The sequence below is a fragment of the Acinetobacter sp. YH12108 genome (assembly GCF_013419055.1).
Lineage (GTDB): Bacteria > Pseudomonadota > Gammaproteobacteria > Pseudomonadales > Moraxellaceae > Acinetobacter.
Genome location: NZ_VPAW01000001.1, coordinates 190,991 through 208,879 on the forward strand (window position 1 = coordinate 190,991; position 17,889 = coordinate 208,879).

18 protein-coding genes and 5 tRNA genes are annotated in these 17,889 nt (G+C 44.6%); 9 read left to right on the forward strand and 14 right to left on the reverse strand.

The genetic code is table 11. The features are described 5' to 3' along the window. Positions 1–2 precede the first annotated feature (2 nt). From FTU46_RS00995 to FTU46_RS01015, 5 genes are read left to right on the forward strand one after another with little or no spacing between them, the layout of a single operon-like run. On the forward strand, positions 3–368 hold the full coding sequence (locus FTU46_RS00995) for a Na+/H+ antiporter subunit C (protein ID WP_004787185.1): 366 nt from the start codon (positions 3–5) through the stop codon (positions 366–368). Then, complete coding sequence (locus FTU46_RS01000) at positions 368–2,176, forward strand: monovalent cation/H+ antiporter subunit D (RefSeq protein ID WP_180104170.1); 1,809 nt, start codon at positions 368–370, stop codon at positions 2,174–2,176. Before FTU46_RS00995 ends, FTU46_RS01000 begins: the two co-directional genes overlap by 1 nt. Continuing rightward, positions 2,176–2,694: a Na+/H+ antiporter subunit E gene (locus FTU46_RS01005; protein WP_180011358.1), complete on the forward strand. Its 519-nt coding sequence runs from the start codon at positions 2,176–2,178 to the stop codon at positions 2,692–2,694. The genes FTU46_RS01000 and FTU46_RS01005 overlap by 1 nt, the downstream gene beginning before the upstream one ends. Next, positions 2,691–2,966, forward strand: a complete 276-nt coding sequence (locus FTU46_RS01010; protein ID WP_004787192.1) for a monovalent cation/H+ antiporter subunit F — start codon at positions 2,691–2,693, stop codon at positions 2,964–2,966. The genes FTU46_RS01005 and FTU46_RS01010 overlap by 4 nt, the downstream gene beginning before the upstream one ends. A gap of 10 nt (positions 2,967–2,976) precedes the next feature. Continuing rightward, complete coding sequence (locus FTU46_RS01015) at positions 2,977–3,375, forward strand: Na+/H+ antiporter subunit G (RefSeq protein WP_005233541.1); 399 nt, start codon at positions 2,977–2,979, stop codon at positions 3,373–3,375. 80 nt (positions 3,376–3,455) lie between these two features. Here FTU46_RS01015 and FTU46_RS01020 read toward each other — a convergent pair whose 3' ends face one another. The 11 genes from FTU46_RS01020 to tpiA form a co-directional block, all read right to left on the reverse strand. Next, complete coding sequence (locus tag FTU46_RS01020) at positions 3,456–3,860, reverse strand: ribosome-binding factor A (protein WP_054580942.1); 405 nt, start codon at positions 3,858–3,860, stop codon at positions 3,456–3,458. Continuing rightward, complete coding sequence (gene infB, locus FTU46_RS01025) at positions 3,860–6,571, reverse strand: translation initiation factor IF-2 (protein WP_180011351.1); 2,712 nt, start codon at positions 6,569–6,571, stop codon at positions 3,860–3,862. Before infB ends, FTU46_RS01020 begins: the two co-directional genes overlap by 1 nt. A 10-nt stretch (positions 6,572–6,581) precedes the next feature. Continuing rightward, positions 6,582–8,066 carry a transcription termination factor NusA gene (gene nusA, locus FTU46_RS01030; protein ID WP_004787201.1) on the reverse strand — a complete coding sequence of 495 codons (1,485 nt, stop codon included), beginning with the start codon at positions 8,064–8,066 and terminating at the stop codon, positions 6,582–6,584. Between the two features lie 35 nt (positions 8,067–8,101). Further along, positions 8,102–8,626, reverse strand: a complete 525-nt coding sequence (rimP, locus tag FTU46_RS01035) for a ribosome maturation factor RimP (protein ID WP_179992192.1) — start codon at positions 8,624–8,626, stop codon at positions 8,102–8,104. 224 nt (positions 8,627–8,850) lie between these two features. Next, positions 8,851–8,927 (reverse strand) — tRNA-Met (locus FTU46_RS01040). 88 nt (positions 8,928–9,015) lie between these two features. Beyond that, a tRNA-Met gene (locus FTU46_RS01045) sits at positions 9,016–9,092 on the reverse strand. Between the two features lie 71 nt (positions 9,093–9,163). Then, positions 9,164–9,240: transfer RNA gene (locus FTU46_RS01050), tRNA-Met, on the reverse strand. 81 nt (positions 9,241–9,321) lie between these two features. Continuing rightward, positions 9,322–9,398 (reverse strand) — tRNA-Met (locus FTU46_RS01055). A gap of 53 nt (positions 9,399–9,451) precedes the next feature. Continuing rightward, positions 9,452–9,536: transfer RNA gene (locus FTU46_RS01060), tRNA-Leu, on the reverse strand. A 53-nt stretch (positions 9,537–9,589) separates the two neighbouring features. Then, positions 9,590–9,919 (reverse strand): preprotein translocase subunit SecG, encoded by a 330-nt coding sequence (secG, locus tag FTU46_RS01065; protein ID WP_159122712.1) that lies wholly within the window; start codon positions 9,917–9,919, stop codon positions 9,590–9,592. Between the two features lie 13 nt (positions 9,920–9,932). Continuing rightward, entirely contained in the window at positions 9,933–10,724 is a 792-nt protein-coding gene (gene tpiA, locus FTU46_RS01070; protein WP_180104171.1) for a triose-phosphate isomerase, read from the reverse strand. A gap of 278 nt (positions 10,725–11,002) precedes the next feature. On the opposite strand from tpiA, the gene pilB reads away from it, so the two are divergent. The 4 genes from pilB to coaE are packed head-to-tail and all read left to right on the forward strand — an operon-like array spanning position 11,003 to position 15,439. After that, a complete protein-coding gene (gene pilB / locus FTU46_RS01075; RefSeq protein ID WP_180104172.1) occupies positions 11,003–12,712 on the forward strand; it encodes a type IV-A pilus assembly ATPase PilB in 1,710 nt (569 codons plus the stop codon). Positions 12,713–12,742: 30 nt separating this feature from the next. Then, positions 12,743–13,972 carry a type II secretion system F family protein gene (locus FTU46_RS01080; RefSeq protein ID WP_180104173.1) on the forward strand — a complete coding sequence of 410 codons (1,230 nt, stop codon included), beginning with the start codon at positions 12,743–12,745 and terminating at the stop codon, positions 13,970–13,972. After that, complete coding sequence (locus FTU46_RS01085; protein ID WP_180104174.1) at positions 13,972–14,832, forward strand: A24 family peptidase; 861 nt, start codon at positions 13,972–13,974, stop codon at positions 14,830–14,832. Before FTU46_RS01080 ends, FTU46_RS01085 begins: the two co-directional genes overlap by 1 nt. A 1-nt stretch (position 14,833) precedes the next feature. Beyond that, positions 14,834–15,439: a dephospho-CoA kinase gene (gene coaE, locus FTU46_RS01090; RefSeq protein ID WP_180104175.1), complete on the forward strand. Its 606-nt coding sequence runs from the start codon at positions 14,834–14,836 to the stop codon at positions 15,437–15,439. Positions 15,440–15,477: 38 nt separating this feature from the next. Here coaE and FTU46_RS01095 read toward each other — a convergent pair whose 3' ends face one another. The 3 genes from FTU46_RS01095 to FTU46_RS01105 all read right to left on the reverse strand — a co-directional run bounded on the left by FTU46_RS01095 (position 15,478) and on the right by FTU46_RS01105 (position 17,656). After that, positions 15,478–16,395 (reverse strand): DMT family transporter, encoded by a 918-nt coding sequence (locus FTU46_RS01095; RefSeq protein ID WP_180002781.1) that lies wholly within the window; start codon positions 16,393–16,395, stop codon positions 15,478–15,480. Between the two features lie 45 nt (positions 16,396–16,440). Beyond that, positions 16,441–17,190: a 23S rRNA (guanosine(2251)-2'-O)-methyltransferase RlmB gene (gene rlmB, locus FTU46_RS01100; RefSeq protein WP_005233526.1), complete on the reverse strand. Its 750-nt coding sequence runs from the start codon at positions 17,188–17,190 to the stop codon at positions 16,441–16,443. Between the two features lie 142 nt (positions 17,191–17,332). Then, positions 17,333–17,656 carry a pyrimidine/purine nucleoside phosphorylase gene (locus tag FTU46_RS01105; RefSeq protein ID WP_004787221.1) on the reverse strand — a complete coding sequence of 108 codons (324 nt, stop codon included), beginning with the start codon at positions 17,654–17,656 and terminating at the stop codon, positions 17,333–17,335. Between the last annotated feature and the right edge of the window lie 233 nt (positions 17,657–17,889).

The following is a 17,889-nucleotide window of genomic DNA, read 5'->3' on the forward strand; positions in this document are numbered from 1 at the left end:
GAATGATTAGTTTAGAACTTTTATTAGCCTCAGCAATTGGCCTACTTACTGCCACCGGGATCTATCTGATTCTGCGGGCACGTACCTTTCCGGTCGTCCTTGGACTGGCCATGATTGGTTATGCAGTGAACCTGTTTTTATTTGCCATGGGCCGTATTCAGATGAATTCGCCTGCAGTGCTTACCGAAGCCACGCAGGTCACCGATCCTTTACCTCAGGCGCTAGTGCTGACCGCCATTGTAATCGGTTTTGCTACCACCGCCTTTATTGTACAGCTGGCCTTACGTAGCCGTTATGAATCAGGAACAGACCACGTTGATTCCAAAGAAGAGATACCGCAACATGACCCACGTGAGGATGAGCCGTAATGACTGATCTTCTCAACTTCTTGAATCAACACACCCCTATTTTCAGTATTCTTTTACCGGCGTTTACTGCCTTTATTTTAGTACTGTTAGGTAACCCAGGTTCCGGTTCTCTGATTACCGACTGGCGTCAGCCTTGGCGTCGTGGCGTGAGTCATATTTCGACCCTATTGGGTTTGATTATGGCGATTGGCTATCTGATCAATAGCAGCCAAGGACAGATCAGTGTCTACACTTTAAGTGAATGGGCTGCCCCTTTTGGTATTGTGCTGGTCCTGGACCAGCTCTCTGCCTTGATGCTGGTATTGACCTATACACTCGCTTTGCCCATCGTTTGGTATGCCAGCAAAGAATGGGATATTCGCGGGCGTTATTTCCATGCCATGGTCCATTTTCTATTAATGGGGCTTAGTGGTGCCTTCCTGACCGGTGACTTGTTTAACCTGTTCGTGTTCTTCGAGATCCTGTTAATGGCATCCTATGTCTTACTTTTGCATGGGCAAGGCAAGGCACGCTTCCAGCTCGGTGTACATTATGTGGCTATTAACCTGCTCGCTTCTGCCATGTTCCTGATCGGGCTCGGCATGATTTATGGCAGTGTCGGCAGCCTGAATATGGCTGATGTTGCCCGCCTAATGCCAACTCTGGCAGGAGATGAGCATAAGCTGGCCGTTGCGGGCGGACTGATGCTATTTGTGGTGTTCGGGATCAAGGCAGCCATGTTACCGGTAGGCCTGTGGCTTCCTAAAACGTATGCTGTTGCCACTACTCCGGTGGCTGCCCTGTTTACCATCATGACCAAAGTCGGGATCTACGCGATTATCCGGGTCAATGGTACTGTATTTGATGATGAATACAGTCATCAGATCCTGATGAACTGTCTGCTGGTCATTGGGGTGATTACTTCACTGTATGGCGCATTTGGTGCCATTGGGACTGAACGTCTACGCCGTTTTGTCGGCTTTATGATCCTGTCTTCAGTCGGCACCATTCTGATTGCGATTGCCATGAACAGTACCCAAGCCTGGGCAGGTGCCTTGTATTATATGGTGCACAGTACCCTGATTGGCGCAGCGTTTTATATCCTGTGTGGCTGGATTACTTCACAACGCGGTGAATTTAAAGATCACTTTAAAATTGCCCCACAGATGAAACAGAATAAGCTGGTTTCTATTGTGTATTTCATCATTGCCTTGATGATGGCCGGCTTGCCGCCTTTCAGTGGCTTCTTCGGTAAAGTGTTTATCCTGCAAGCTTCAGGACAGTCTGAGCATCAAATGCTGATTATCTTCACGGTTCTACTGGTCAGCTTACTGAGTATTCTGGCTTTTACCCGGGTCGGTTTTATTCTGTTCTGGCGTTCAAGCCGACCAGAACAGGATGAAAATTCTGAAGAATTCAGCAAATATGAATCCTTGCCCAGCAAGGCACCAGCACGGAATGACCGGGTTATTTATCTATTATTGCTCAGTCTGACAGCCTACGTTGTTTTTGCTGCACCGATTTATCAATATAATTATCAGGCCGCAGCACAGATTAAAACCAATCCGATTTATGAAGCAGCACTGTTAAAACGTGATGCTGAAGGCAAGTTCATCAGTGTACAGCCATTTGATCCGGGTTATTTACCAGAAACCAAATACGGTGGTGAAACGCCTGATCCAAATGCGCACCTGATTCCTTATGTCATTTCAGAAAATACCTTAAATGGCGATCATATTTCTGAATTTAAACAGCGTCAGATTGATAAGCAGTATATTGAACAGAACAAATACGACGACAATCAACTTAAACCGGCGGAGGGACTTTAATGGCTGAATCATTACTTCAACGCTGGTTCCCACATCCTTTCGTTTCGGTCATTGTGGCGATGAGCTGGATCATGCTGGCCCATAATATGGAAGCCGGCACACTCCTTATGTCAATATTTCTGGCGATCTTGATTCCGAGAATGGTCGCCCCTTTCATTGATTACACACCGAATATCCGGTGGATCCCGGCGATGCGCCTGTTTTGGATCGTTGTTTGGGACATCATTGTCGCAAACATTAAGGTAGCGATTCTGGTGCTGGGACCGACCAAAAATCTGCATCCCAAATGGTTTCGGGTACCGCTGGATACCGAACATGAAGAAGTGAATACGTTGCTGGCAATGATTATTACCACGACACCAGGTACAGTCTCTGCGGGGATTGATCAGGACCGTGGCGATATTCTGGTCCATGCCTTAAGCACGGATGATGAAGAGGCCGAAATTGAAACTATTAAACAGCGCTATGAACAACCATTGATTAAAATTTTTAGCGCACAATCAGGAGCTGAAGCATGACCATTCTGCCATATGCATTGCTGATTTGTCTGGGTGCTGTCACGATCTCCATGTTACTGTGTCTGATCCGGCTGGTTATGGGCCCATCAATCGTTGACCGTCTGCTGGCACTGGATACCCTATTTTTAAATGCAACCTGTCTGGTGGTGATTCTGGGAATCTACTGGAGCAGCACTTTCATGTTTGAAGGTGCCCTACTGGTGGCCATGCTGGGCTTTGTTTCTACCGCTGCCCTTGCCCGCTATTTCACCACTGGACATGTCATCGACTAGGAGTTTTTAAATGCCTTTAATTTTAGAAATACTAGTTTCGATTTTTTTATTGATTGGCGCGTTTTTTATGCTGGTGGGTGGCATTGGGATGATACGTCTACCCGACCTTTTTATGCGTCTGCATGCACCGACTAAATCCAGTACCTTAGGCCTGGGAAGCTTTCTGATCGCTTCTATTATTTTTTCGGCTATCTATGGTCGTTTAGGTTTTGCTGAAGTACTGATTACCCTGTTTGCCTTCATTACTGCACCGGTATCTGCCAACCTGATGGCGCAAGCGGCCTTGCATTTACGTTTGCGCTCGATGAGTGGTGAAGTGCCAGAAACACTAGAACGTCCATTGCCTTGGCAGAAAACCCGCCGTCGTGCATTTTATGAAAAGAAAATGAATGATCAAGATTCAAAGTAATAGTTAGCCAGTTTTACTTAAAAAGTTTAGCAATAAAAAAGCCACCCTAAGGTGGCTTTTTTATTGAGCTTTATAAAAGCTTATTCTTCATCTTTCTTGTCTTCAGCAGGAGGTAAATCCTTCACTGCTTCAGCAATCAGACCAAACATATAGTTACCATATGCATTGGTTTTGTCATAATGGAAACGTAGACGAGGCGTAATACGTGTCTTGATCCGACGGCCCAGTTCATGGCGCAGGAACCCAGATGCCTTATTCAGGACATCGAGTGTTTCTTTATTTGCCGCTTCACTTTGCTCATCACCAAGTTCACGACCCATTACTGTGACATAAACTTCTGCATATCCTAAGTCTGGGCTCACCTTCACGGCTGAGATGGTCACCAGACCACCCAGACGTGGATCTTTCAGCTCCTGACGGATCAGTTCAGACAACTCGCGTTGTACCGTATCCGCCATACGCTTCAGACGTTGACTACCCGCCATTAAAGACTCCGTTTAATCAATTGCACATCATACACTTCGATCTTGTCGAGAGGTTTGATGTCTTTATAGCCTTTCACCGCAAGACCACATTCCATACCGGCACGAACTTCTTCCACCACTTCTTTGTAGCGACGAAGAGATTCTAGCTCGCCCTGGAAGATCACCACGTCATCACGTAATACGCGAATCGGTTTGTTACGGTGTAATACGCCTTCAAGCACCATACAGCCTGCTGCAGCACCGAATTTGCTTGAGTGGAACACTTCACGCACTTGAGCAACACCCAAGATGGTTTCACGGTGTTCAGGAGCAAGCTTACCACTCATCGCTGCTTTCACGTCATCAATCAATTGATAGATCACTGAGTAGTAACGAATGTCGATACTGTCTGCATCTGCTTTCTGACGTGCAGTATTGTCGGCACGTACGTTAAAGCCAAGAAGAACCGCTTCTGAAGATTCAGCAAGTGTGACGTCAGATTCAGTAATCGCACCTACACCCGAACCGATGATACGTACTTTTACTTCATCCGTTGAAAGCTCAGCCAATGCAACATGCAGTGCTTCCAATGTACCGCGTACATCAGTTTTCAATACCACATTGACGATTGGCACATCTTTTTTGCCCATAGACGCCATGATGTTTTCAAGACGCATTGCAGATTGACGTTCAAGACGTTTTTGACGTTCACGATCCATACGCGCATCGGCAACTTCACGTGCTTTCTTCTCGTCATTCACAACAAGAACTTCGTCACCTGCCATCGGTGCTTCTGGAAGACCCAGAATTTCGACTGGAATCGAAGGACCTGCAGACTTGATACGCTTACCGTTTTCATCGGTCATGGCACGAACGCGGCCATAAGATGAACCAGCAAGTACCAGGTCACCCACTTTCAGCGTACCGTTTTGAACCAGAATAGAAGTCACTGCACCGCGGCCTTTATCAACACGCGCTTCAATCACAACACCTTGTGCCGCACCTTCTTCAGACGCCTTCAATTCAAGCAATTCAGACTGAATTAAAATCAGGTCAAGAAGTTCATCAATACCGGCACCAGTATGTGCAGATACTTTCGCTACAGGAACGTCACCGCCCCATTCTTCAGGTACGATTTCTTTGGTGGTCAATTCGTTCAATACGCGATCTGGATCAGCTGAGTCTTTATCCATCTTGTTGATTGCAACAATGATTGGCGTACCCGCTGCACGTGCGTGATCGATTGCTTCTGCAGTTTGTGGCATCACACCATCATCTGCTGCAACAACCAGGACTACGATATCAGTCGCTTTGGCACCGCGTGAACGCATTGCAGTAAACGCTGCGTGTCCCGGAGTATCCAAGAAGGTGATAATACCTTTATCAGTTGTTACATGATAAGCACCGATATGCTGGGTAATACCACCTGCTTCGCCTTGCGCCACTTTGGCACGACGAATACGGTCTAGAAGCGATGTTTTACCATGGTCAACGTGACCCATGATCGTAACAACTGGCGCACGAGTGGTTTGCGCACCACGAGCTTCTTCAGCCTGTTCAAGCAGGTTATCTTCAACTGCAGTTTCAGAAACCAGTACTGGGTTATGGCCCATTTCTTCAACCACAAGAGCCGCGATTTCCTGATCGATCGCCTGGTTTTGAGTAACCAGTTCACCCATTTTCATCAGTGACTTGATCACTTCACGAACCTTAACTGCCATTTTCGCAGCCAGGTCAGCAACGACAATCGTTTCACCGATTTCAACGTCATAAACCTGTTTTTTCACTGGTTTTTCAAAACCATGCTTGTTCGCTTGGCTAGATTTCAAACCGCGTTTGTGTGAGTTATCACGGAAAGACTGCTCTTCACCACGACGACCACCTTTCTTCGGTGAACGTGTATTTGAAGTGTTAGTACCACGTTTAATTTCGCGGTCTTCTTTCGCAAATGAGTCTTCATATGCCTGGCCAACTAGACCAGCAGCAAGTGGAGAATCATCAATCACACGAATGGTTGCAGTGGTATCTTCAGAAGAATACTTAGATGCCATCTTGCGCATTTGCTCAAGGGTACGTTGTTGTGCTTCTTCAGCTGCCTTACGACGTGCTGCTTCTTCAGCTGCTTTTAATTGAGCGGCTTGAGCTTCACGCGCTTTTTTCTGTTCTGCTGTTTCAACTTGTTTAACCGCTGCTTTCACAATCGGTTTATTAGTTGATTTGCGTTTTACCACAACAGCTGCTTTAGGTGTTTCCTGTTTCTCAGTTTCTTGTTTCTGAGCTGCACGCATTGCTTCTAGCGCTTTGCTTGCATTGTTTGTACCTGATTTAGGTGCATCAGCAGGTTTTTTAGCTGGTGCTGACTTCTGTTCAGCTTCTGCTTTCGCTTGCTGTTCAGCTTGAGCCTTCGCTAAAGCTTCTGCTTTAATTTGTTCCGGGTCTGGCTTGACGAATGTATGTTTCTTGCGAACTTCTACATTAATCGTTTTCGCCTTACCTGAAGTACTTGCCACTTTAGCAGTACTGGTCGTTTTACGTTTCAACGTGATTTGTCCTGCATGGCCATCTGAACCTTGTGTCTTTTTCACATGATTCATTAAGCGATCTTGTTGTTCGGTGGTAATAATATCGTCAGCTTTACGCTGTGGTAAACCTGCCTCACGAACCTGCTCTAGGAGCTTATCAACATGGCGACCCACGCTGAGTGCTAACTCTTTAATCGACTTGTCCGTCATATACTACCTCCTAGTTAAACCATGATTCGCGCGCTTTCATAATAAGTTGACCGGCCTTCTCAGCACCGAGACCTTCGATATCTTCGATATCATCAGTCGCTTGGTCAGCTAAGTCATCTACGGTTACCACACCACGAGCTGCGAGAGCTTGCGCGATCTCTGCTGTCATGCCTTCCATTGCAACAAGTTCTTCACTTGGCGCTTGTACGTTTTCTTGCTGTTGTAATGCATCAGCAAGTGCAATTTCTTTCGCACGGCTTTGCAGTAGTTCAACCAGTTCCGCATCCAGTTCGATTTCATCAAACGTTTCTGGCGGTACGTAAGCAATTTCTTCAAGCGAGGTGAAGCCCATTTCTACTAACGCCATCGCCAAATCTTCAGCAATATCCAGACGTGTAACAAACATATCCAGGTATTTTTGTGCTTCGCTTTGCTGACGTGCGTAGTACTCTTCTTCCAGCATCATGTCCAGCTTATAGCCAGTCAGTTCAGATGCCAGACGAACGTTTTGACCTTGTGAACCAATTGCGCGAGCTAGCTGATCACTAGTCGCGAAAATGATGTCTGCAGTACGTGCATCTTCATCGATGACAATACTAGATACATCTGCTGGTTCTAATGCACTTGCGATATATTGCGCAGGATCATCCGACCAAACCACCACATCAATACGCTCGCCATTGAGCTCTTGCTGTACAGCCTGGATACGGGTACCACGCATACCAATACAAGCACCCACCGGGTCAATACGGTGGTCATTGGTTTTCACTGCAATTTTAGCACGAACACCCGGTTGACGAGCTGCGGCCTTAATTTCAATGATTTCTTCAGAAATTTCAGGAATTTCTTTTTTCATCAATGCAATCAGCATTTCCGGTTTAGCACGTGACAACAATAACTGTGCACCACGGCCTTCACGGTTAACGCTATATAGAATCGCATTTACGCGTTGTTTCGGACGAAGGATTTCCTTCGGAATCATCTCTTCACGTGCCAGATACGCTTCTGCGTTGTCACCCAAGTCAATGATAAAGCCATCTTTGGTTTGTTTTTTCACTTCACCATAGATCAGCTCACCGACTTTAGATTCATAAGCATCAGCAACCAGTGCACGTTCTGCTTCACGGATCTTCTGTACAATCACCTGTTTCGCGATCTGGGCAGCAATACGACCGAAATCGATTGATTCTACTTCCAGTTCACGGATATCGCCAATCGACCATTGTGCCGGATCCACATCAGAGATCGCATCCTGACAGGCAGGCATTTCATGATCTTCATCAGCCACCACTTCCCATTGACGGAAAGTACGATAATCACCAGTTTTACGGTCAATTTCTACACGAAGACGAGCTTCTTCCGAGTGAGTCCCCTCGTAGAATTTCTTCTTAGTCGCTGCAACCAAAGCTTGTTCTAGCGCTTCAAAAATTGCTTCACGACTTACACCTTTTTCGTTACTAACCGTTTCAACGACGGTAAGAATTTCACGTGCCATAAGTCACCTATTCGTTCAGATTCTTATTAATTGAATTAATCTTGATAGACCAAGTTTGCTTTATCGATATTGTGACTGTCGATATCCAAAATCTGTTGCTTTTCTACTTCAACTTGAATCATTTCATTTTCAAGGTCGACTGCAACCAGTTTTGCCTGAAATTTACGACGGTTATCGACGGCACTGATCAAACGCAGCGCAACCGTTTGTCCGATATAATGAGCCATCTGCTCCAGCTGGAAGAATGGACGATCCCAACCTGGTGAAGACACTTCAAGCGAATATTCACCTGAGATTGGATCATGTACATCCAGGATCGCGCCGACTTGCTGTGTGACACGTACACAGTCCTGAACCCCAATACCACGACCCTGCTCTTCTTCGCCGTCTTCATTGACAACAGGTGCTGCATTTTCATCGACCGGTTTGTCGATATAGATCCGTAATAATGAACGTTTGCCTTGTGGCAGGAATTCAATCCCCCACAGATTTACATCACAGGCTTCAACTGCTGGTGCAATCAAGTCCTGAAGTGCTTGAGTTTTATTTGATAGCTTCATTTACTCTCGTCATCTGGTGCGATTTTATGATCTATTTGACCACTACAAACCAATACAAACTATAGTAGTAGTGAAACATGGAGATTTGACCAAATATTGTCGACACTACACGATAGCCAATAAAAAAGGGCGTAAATCGCCCCAATTAATGCACAATTTGAACTTTTTTCAAATCCCACTGTGCAAAAAGGCCCACCATAGTTGTGAGCCTCTTTTAAGAAACTTGGTAGCGGGAGCTGGATTTGAACCAACGACCTTCGGGTTATGAGCCCGACGAGCTACCAGACTGCTCCATCCCGCATCAACGTGCAAAAATTATATACAAAAGATGCGAACTTTTCAATCACAACCACATCATTCTGCATATTTGTTATCTGTTACTGAAAAATTGGTAGCGGGAGCTGGATTTGAACCAACGACCTTCGGGTTATGAGCCCGACGAGCTACCAGACTGCTCCATCCCGCATCAGCATACAAATAACATTCAGCTTAATATTTTACACTAAACTGCCTTTAAAGTTTGCAGCTTTAAAGGATTGGTAGCGGGGGCTGGATTTGAACCAACGACCTTCGGGTTATGAGCCCGACGAGCTACCAGACTGCTCCACCCCGCAACAACATGCAAATAATTCTTCTCAACTTAAATCAGATTTAAGCTGCCTTTTAAAAGTTTGCGTCTTTAAAAAAGGATTGATTGGTAGCGGGAGCTGGATTTGAACCAACGACCTTCGGGTTATGAGCCCGACGAGCTACCAGACTGCTCCATCCCGCATCAACAGAAGTTTTTTTAGCTGCATACACCAACTTATATTCTGGATTATAAGTTGGTGCGGAAGGGGGGACTTGAACCCCCACGCCCGAAAGCACTACCACCTCAAGGTAGCGTGTCTACCAATTCCACCACCACCGCAGCTGTGACGCATTCTAGTCGCATCACTGAAAAAAAGAAAGGTTTAATTAAAATTATTCGGTCGTTTGTGGTGCAGTTGGTGAAGTTTCAACCGGTTGCGCAGGCGCAGTTGGTGCTGATTGAATTGACGATAAACTGTACGCATTCGTGGTTTGTTTCTTGGCAAGAATCGCCAAAGTAATACTGGTCACAAAGAACAATGCGGTAAAAACTGCCGTCAAACGGGTCATGAAATTACCCGAACCTGAGGCACCAAAGATCGTTGCCGCACCGCCGCCGCCAAATGATGCACCTGCATCCGCACCTTTACCATGCTGAACTAAAATCAAGACAATCATCAAAATCGCTAAGATAATATGTACTACCAGCACAAAAGTTTGCATGCTGAACTCCTAATTATTGTGTATTTGCAAATGCTTGAGCAATTTGATGGAACGACTCAGCATTGAGTGATGCACCACCCACCAATGCCCCGTTAATGTCAGGACAGGCTGCTAACTCTACTGCATTTTCCGGTTTTACACTACCACCATATAAGATTGCCATAGTCGTAGCATAACCTGTAATCTGTCTCAAACCCTGACGGATCTTGGCATGCATGGCCTGCGCATCTTCTGGAGAAGCTGTTTTACCGGTGCCAATGGCCCAGATTGGCTCATAGGCTATCACGATATTTTTCCACTGTTCATCTTCTACCACAGCCGCGATATCGCAAATCTGTTGGAGAACCACTGCTTCCGCCTGCCCTGCTTCACGCTGTTCCAGACTTTCGCCCACGCAGTAAATTACGGTTAAACCGGCATTTAAGGCATTCTTGATTTTAGCATTTAGAATCTGCGAACTTTCAGCAAAAATTTCACGACGTTCAGAGTGTCCAATCAATACATAGTGAATCTGGCTATCAGCCAATAATTCAGCACTCACTTCCCCAGTATAAGCGCCTGTCCCTGCAATACGTGATACATCTTGTGCTACGGTATATACAGGGCGATTAGCAGAAGCAAATGCAGTTTGAATTTGAGTTAAGGCAAGGGTTGTCGGCGCCACACCCAAATGACATTTCTCTGTTGAAACTGGTGCAGACTCAAGCAAGTCTTTTAAATTCTGAACCAAAGCTTGGGCATCTGCCTGCATTGGATTCATTTTCCAGTTGCCCACCACCCAAGGGGTAATCGTCGAAACCGACATAAATAACCTATTTCACTGACATATCTTGAATTGGGCACATTCTACACGGAATTGTAAAATTTAAAGAATAGTTTTATTCATCCTATTTCTCAGTTTAGACTATTCAAAATGGTTATTTTTTGTTATCACTGAAAAAAATGCCCGGTTCTTCCGACCAGTTCAAGCTTTTACTGAATATCACGAAGATTGCAGCATTCTCAGCTATGGTATTTTTGTATAACAAACGTATAATTTTAGAATAGCAAATTAAAAAAATTGAATTGATAGGCATTTGAAGCATGACAGCATTGCAGGGGTCACCAAGATTTACGGGGTTTATTCGTCGCCTGGTCGATGAAGGGGTATTATCAGCTGAAGATATGCGGACTGCTTTAGCCAATGCCAAACAGGAAAAAACAGATATCGTGGCCTATTTGGTCAGTCATCATAATCTTTCCCCTACTACCATTGCTGAAACGATCTCAGTAGAATTTGGTGAGCCTCTATTTGATATTGGTGCTTATGATCCGGGACAAATCCTGCGTGAAGATATTGATGAAAAGCTGATTACCAAGCATCGTATTCTGCCAATTTATAAAAACGCCAATATTCTTTATGTCGCCACGAGCAATCCGACCAATATCGAAGCAACGGATGCCATCCGCTTTGCAACCAAACTGAATATCGAAACTGTTATTGTTGAACACAATAAACTTGAAAAACTGATTGAGCAAAACTTTACTGAAGAAAGTACTTTTGATTTTGATGATGATTTCGATCTGGATGTCGATGTCGACACAACCGATCCGACGAAAGAAGAAGATGAAAAAGACAAGGGTGAAGAAGCCCCGATTGTTAAATATATTAATAAATTACTGATTGATGCCATTCGTATGGGGGCATCAGATCTACATTTTGAACCTTATGAAAAAATGTATCGGGTGCGCTATCGTGTCGATGGGGTTTTACGTCAGATTGCAACCCCGCCCCTACAACTAGCAAACCGTTTGGCGTCGCGTTTGAAAGTCATGTCGCAGATGGACATTTCTGAGAAACGCGTGCCTCAAGACGGCCGTATTAAATTAAAGCTCTCAAAAAACAAAGCCATCGACTTCCGTGTTAACTCGCTCCCTACCCTGTTTGGCGAAAAACTGGTTCTACGTATTTTAGATCCGTCTAGTGCCATGCTGGGAATTGATGCTTTAGGTTATGAACCTGAGCAGAAAGAATTATTTATGGAAGCCTTAGATAAACCGCAAGGGATGTTACTGATTACCGGTCCTACTGGTTCCGGTAAAACAGTATCCCTTTATACGGGCTTAAACATCTTAAATCGTGAAGATACCAATATTTCTACTGCGGAAGACCCAGTCGAGATTAACCTGCAAGGGATTAATCAGGTGAACGTCAATAATAAAGTTGGCCTGACGTTTGCAGCTGCTTTAAAATCCTTTCTGCGTCAGGATCCTGATATTGTCATGGTCGGTGAGATCCGTGATCTGGAAACAGCTGAAATTGCAATCAAAGCAGCGCAAACAGGTCATATGGTGATGTCAACTCTGCACACCAACAGTGCTCCGGAAACTTTGACCCGTTTACGTAATATGGGCGTACCTTCTTTCAATATCGCGACTTCAGTCAATCTGGTGATTGCGCAGCGTCTGGCCCGTCGCTTGTGTTCACAATGTAAAAAACCGGCTGACATTCCAAAGCAAAGCTTACTGGAGATGGGCTTTACCGAAGCAGATTTACAAAGCCCTGAATTTCAGATTTATGAGCCAGTCGGCTGTAATGAATGTCGTGAAGGTTATAAGGGCCGGGTCGGTATTTATGAAGTTATGAAGGTAACACCTGAGATTTCAAGAATTATTATGGAAGATGGCAATGCCATTGAAATTGCTGAAGCTTCCGCACGTGCAGGATTTAACAATTTACGCCGATCAGGGTTAGTGAAGGTTATGCAGGGGGTGACTTCTTTACAGGAAGTCAATCGTGTAACCAGCGAATGATCGTGCTGAATATAAAATAAGGATAAAGCTATGGCAGCAGTAAAAAAAGGCCAGATGACACCGATCTTCAGTTATGAAGGGGTTGATCGCAAAGGCGCCAAGATCAAGGGGGAATTGCCGGCACGAAATATGGCCTTGGCAAAAGTGAACTTGCGCAAACAAGGCATCACGATCAAAACTATTCGAGAAAAGAAAAAAAATATTCTTGAAGGTTTGATGAAGAAAAAAGTTTCCACACTGGATATCACCATCTTCACCCGTCAGCTCGCCACTATGATGAAAGCCGGGGTGCCTTTAGTACAAGGCTTTGAAATTGTTGCAGAAGGTTTAGAAAATCCATCTATGCGCGAGGTTGTGCTTGGAATTAAAGGCGAAGTTGAAGGGGGAAATACTTTTGCGGGAGCATTACGAAAATACCCACAATATTTCGATAATCTATTCTGCTCTTTGGTCGAATCTGGCGAACAATCTGGTGCTCTAGAAACCATGCTGGATCGTGTCGCGATTTATAAAGAAAAAAGTGAGCTGTTAAAGCAAAAGATTAAAAAAGCCATGAAATATCCAGCCACGGTGATTGTAGTTGCCTTGATTGTGACGATTATTCTGATGGTGAAAGTTGTTCCTGTATTTCAGGATGTCTTTTCTTCTTTTGGAGCAGACCTACCCGCATTTACCAAAATGGTAGTCAATATGTCCGAATGGATGCAAAAATATTGGTTTATCTTAATTATTGCAATTGGTATTGTTATTACAATTTTATTGGAAACCAAAAAGCGTAGTAAAAAGTTTCGTGATTTACTTGATAAAGCTGCACTGAAGGCTCCAATCTTTGGTGACCTTGTTTATAAAGCAATCATTGCCCGTTATAGCCGTACCCTTGCGACCACCTTTGCTGCCGGTGTGCCATTAATTGATGCGCTTGAATCGACTGCTGGTGCAACCAATAACGTGGTCTATGAGGAGGCGGTATTAAAAATCAAGGAAGATGTTGCGACAGGTCAACAGCTTCAATTTGCCATGCGTGTCACCGATAAATTCCCCTCTATGGCCGTACAAATGGTTGCAATTGGTGAAGAATCAGGTGCATTGGATGCCATGCTGGATAAAGTCGCAACCCATTATGAAAATGAAGTCGACAATGCGGTTGATGGTTTAACTTCCATGATGGAGCCCTTGATTATGGCAATTCTTGGTGTCCTTGTTGGTGGCCTTGTTATCGCAATGTACCTTCCAATTTTCCAAATGGGTTCCGTGGTTTAATGCAAGATTTTATTTTATATTTCAGTCAAAACCCAACTGCGCTTTATCTCGCAGTTGGGCTTTTTAGTCTCTGTATTGGTAGCTTTTTAAACGTTGTCATTTACCGTACCCCTAAAATGATGGAACAGGAATGGCGTACAGATTGCCAGCTGTTCTTGCATCCAGATCAGCCCATTATTGATGAGAGCAAAATTACTTTAAGCAAACCAGCTTCAACCTGCCCGAAATGTCAGACTCCTATTCGCTGGTATCAGAATATTCCGGTGATTAGCTGGATCTTATTACGTGGTAAATGCGGTAACTGTCAAAATCCTATCAGTATCCGCTATCCATTTATTGAGCTTTTGACAGCTGCTTGTGCACTGATAGTGGTGGCAGTATTCGGGCCTACAATACAGATGCTGTTTGGTCTGGTTTTTACCTATGTCCTGATTGCCCTCACCTTTATTGATTTCGACACCCAGTTATTACCTGATCGCTATACCCTGCCGCTGGCTGCACTCGGCCTGGGTATTAATAGTTATGGGATTTATACTACCCCTAGTTCTGCCATCTGGGGCTATATCATTGGCTTCTTGTGCTTATGGGTAGTGTATTATCTATTTAAGCTGGTGACCGGCAAGGAAGGTATGGGCTATGGAGATTTCAAATTACTAGCTGCCTTAGGTGCCTGGATGGGTCCTATGCTCCTACCACTCATTGTATTATTGTCATCATTAGTGGGTGCGATTATTGGGATTATCCTGCTTAAAGTCCGTAAAGAAAACCAGCCCTTTGCCTTTGGTCCTTATATTGCCATTGCCGGCTGGATTGCCTTTTTATGGGGTGAGCAGATCATGAAAATCTATTTAGGTCAGTAAAGTGAAATTTGTACTCGGTTTAACTGGTGGAATTGGTAGTGGCAAGTCTGCTGCCAGCCAATGGTTTGAAGCTCAAGGGATTGCTGTCGTAGATGCGGATATTGTCGCCCGTGAAGTCGTTGATATCGGTCAACCAGCCCTACAGCAGATTCAGCAAGCTTTCGGCGATTGGGTTTTGCTTGAGAATGGTTCATTGAATCGCCGTGCTTTACGTGAACATATTTTCCAGTCTCCTGAAGCACGCAAAACGCTGGAAAATATCACCCACCCTGCTATTCGCAATTCAATTATTCAACAGTTACATGCAGCACAAAGTCCTTATGCGATTTTAGTTTCTCCTTTATTGTTTGAAACAAATCAGCATGAACTAACACAACATACGTTATTAATTGATGCTGCTATTGAACTGCAAATTCAACGGGCTTCACAGCGCGATGGACAAAATGTAGAGCAAATTCAGAAGATCATTGCCGCACAAATGCCGCGTGAACAAAAACGCGCTATGGCTGATGATATTGTACTGAATGATGGTGAGCTGGAACATCTTTATGCCCATCTCACGCCTTTACATGAAAAGTATCTTCAGATGACTGCTCAAAATCATTAACCCGAACTCAGTCAGAGTTAAAATAAAAAGCAGCCCTGTTAGGACTGCTTTTTTTGTTGTTCCAGTTTTTGGCTGAGACTGTCTTGATGCATCAGCCAGCGCCAAGGCTGTATGGCACCGATTGCCATACCCACTAAGCCAGAGACAATCGCGAGACTTAGAGGTTCATCTAGAAGCGGTACGGCAAGTATGGCAGCAATAAATGGTGCGAGAGTCACAATACTGCCCGCTTTAAAAGCACCTAAACGTTTAATTGCTTCCACATAAGTTAGTGTCGCTACAATCACCACAAAAATACCGTGAAAGAGCACTTGAGAAGCCATTTGCCAGGGTTCAGCAGCATCCAGATGTTTGGGGAAGAATATTAGATAAATTGGCACATAAACGATGGCTGACCAGATCGCCACACTGGCCATAGAATGCCAGGCAGAGAGTTTCCATTGACGTAGCAGTACAGTAAACACCCCCCACCACATCGCACTGATGAAAAACAGCAGATCGCCTAGTCCCAAGGCCACACCGGACTCCCGGAACATTAGCCAGCTCATACTGCCAATCGCAAGTAGCATAATCGCCATACTGATCCAGGTATGTCGGTCAAATCCCTGTTTAAATAATACAAAAGCAGCCACTGCGGTACAAAGTGGAATACAGCCATTCAGAAATACGGCGGCATGAGCTGCAGGTGCATAATGGAAAGCCGTATAGGCAGTCAGGCAATACCCCACCCCGCCAATCATGGCTAAGAGAAAGGATTCCTTACTCCATAAAAAAGCTGTGTCCTTCTTATAAATCAGGACTGGCATCAGAATCAGAAAAGCCAATAGAAAACGTAATCCAACCAGATCCCAGGCACTAATCCCCCACTGAGCACTTAAACGCGTGCTTAAGGTAAAACCTCCCCAAATACACATGGTAATTAAGACAAAGGCATAACCTTGCGTTCGGGGAGACATAGACTTCTTCTTTAACAGTATTTATGAATAAACAATAAAAAGGACTTAAGCTTGACGCTGACGACAGGCTTCATAAAGAGCCATACCTGTGGCCACGCTCACATTCAGACTTTGCAGATTGCCTGCCATCGGAATATAAACCGTCTGATCACATTGGCTTTGGGTAATTGGACGCAAACCGGTATCTTCCGCACCCATCACCACGCATACACCTGTACCAGTAAAATCAAATTTCTGGATAGGTAAAGCTTTTTCATCCAGCATCGTACCAACCACACGTACATTAAATTCATCTTTGATTTGACCCAAAGTACGCGCCAGATTGGTCACCTGAATAAACTTTACTTTTTCTGCACCACCTGCTGCCACTTTACGTGCAGTCGGCGTCAGGCTTGCTGAACGGTCACGCGGCACAATCACAGCCGCTACCCCCATCGCTGCGGCAGTACGAATACAAGCACCCAGATTATGCGGATCAGTTACCTGATCGAGTGCTAATAGAAGTACTTGAGAATCTTGCTTCAATAGATCTTCCAGATCCTTTTCATTTAAGGTTGGATGCGGACGAACTGCCGCCACAACGCCTTGGTGAAAAGGCAAACCAGCCAGTTTTTCCAGCTTGTCACGACTAGCCTGCTGGACACTAATGCCAAAAGGCTCAGCCAATTCCAGCACACGTTTCAGGCGCTGATCATCACGGCCTTTCAGGGTAAAAAGAGTCAAGACACGTTCAGGCTCAAGCTCCAGCAGTGATTCTACTGAATGGACGCCATAATAATACTCAGGTTTAGCCATGAACGACCTCGAAAATAAATTGGGAAATAGGCAGCAAAAGAAAAATCCTGCAAAGCCAACTTCACAGGATTCTGTATTAAGCTTAGTTTAACCGATTCAGAACAAAATTTCTTGATCGGTTACAGCTCATCTGTAGGTCTGTTTAGCCTTCAAAATGGCAAACATAGTCCAGCACATCATCAGTTTCGATTTTGAAACGGCTATTGCCTGGCACATAGAACGACTGACCAGCACGGAACAGTTCTTTTTCTTCGCTGTCAGCGATTTGCACACGGCATTCACCTGAGATGATTTCCATACGCTCAGGCACATGTGTTTCAAAAGTTAATGCATTTTCTGAAGGTAAAATTACCCCTAAGGTTTTTTTAGTGCCATCTTCAAATTGCACCACATGGCTGATGCATAACCCGCCAAAATACACATTCGATTTTTTAAGTACTGATACATGATCAAACTGAGCTGACATGCCATTTCTCCAGATAAAGCATTTTGTAATATTTTGATTGCTGTAGTTTAAATGTGCACCCGCAACTAATCAATCGAAGTTTATCGGACTTGAATGAATTTATTGGGTGCCCTGCTTGCCTTGATTCCAGCCTGTTTGAGTGATTTCGGCAGATCCTGGAAAATGCCGTGATTTTTCTCGCCATTTATAAGCAAAATATATTCCGACCTGATTTAATTTAAATTTCAAGCATG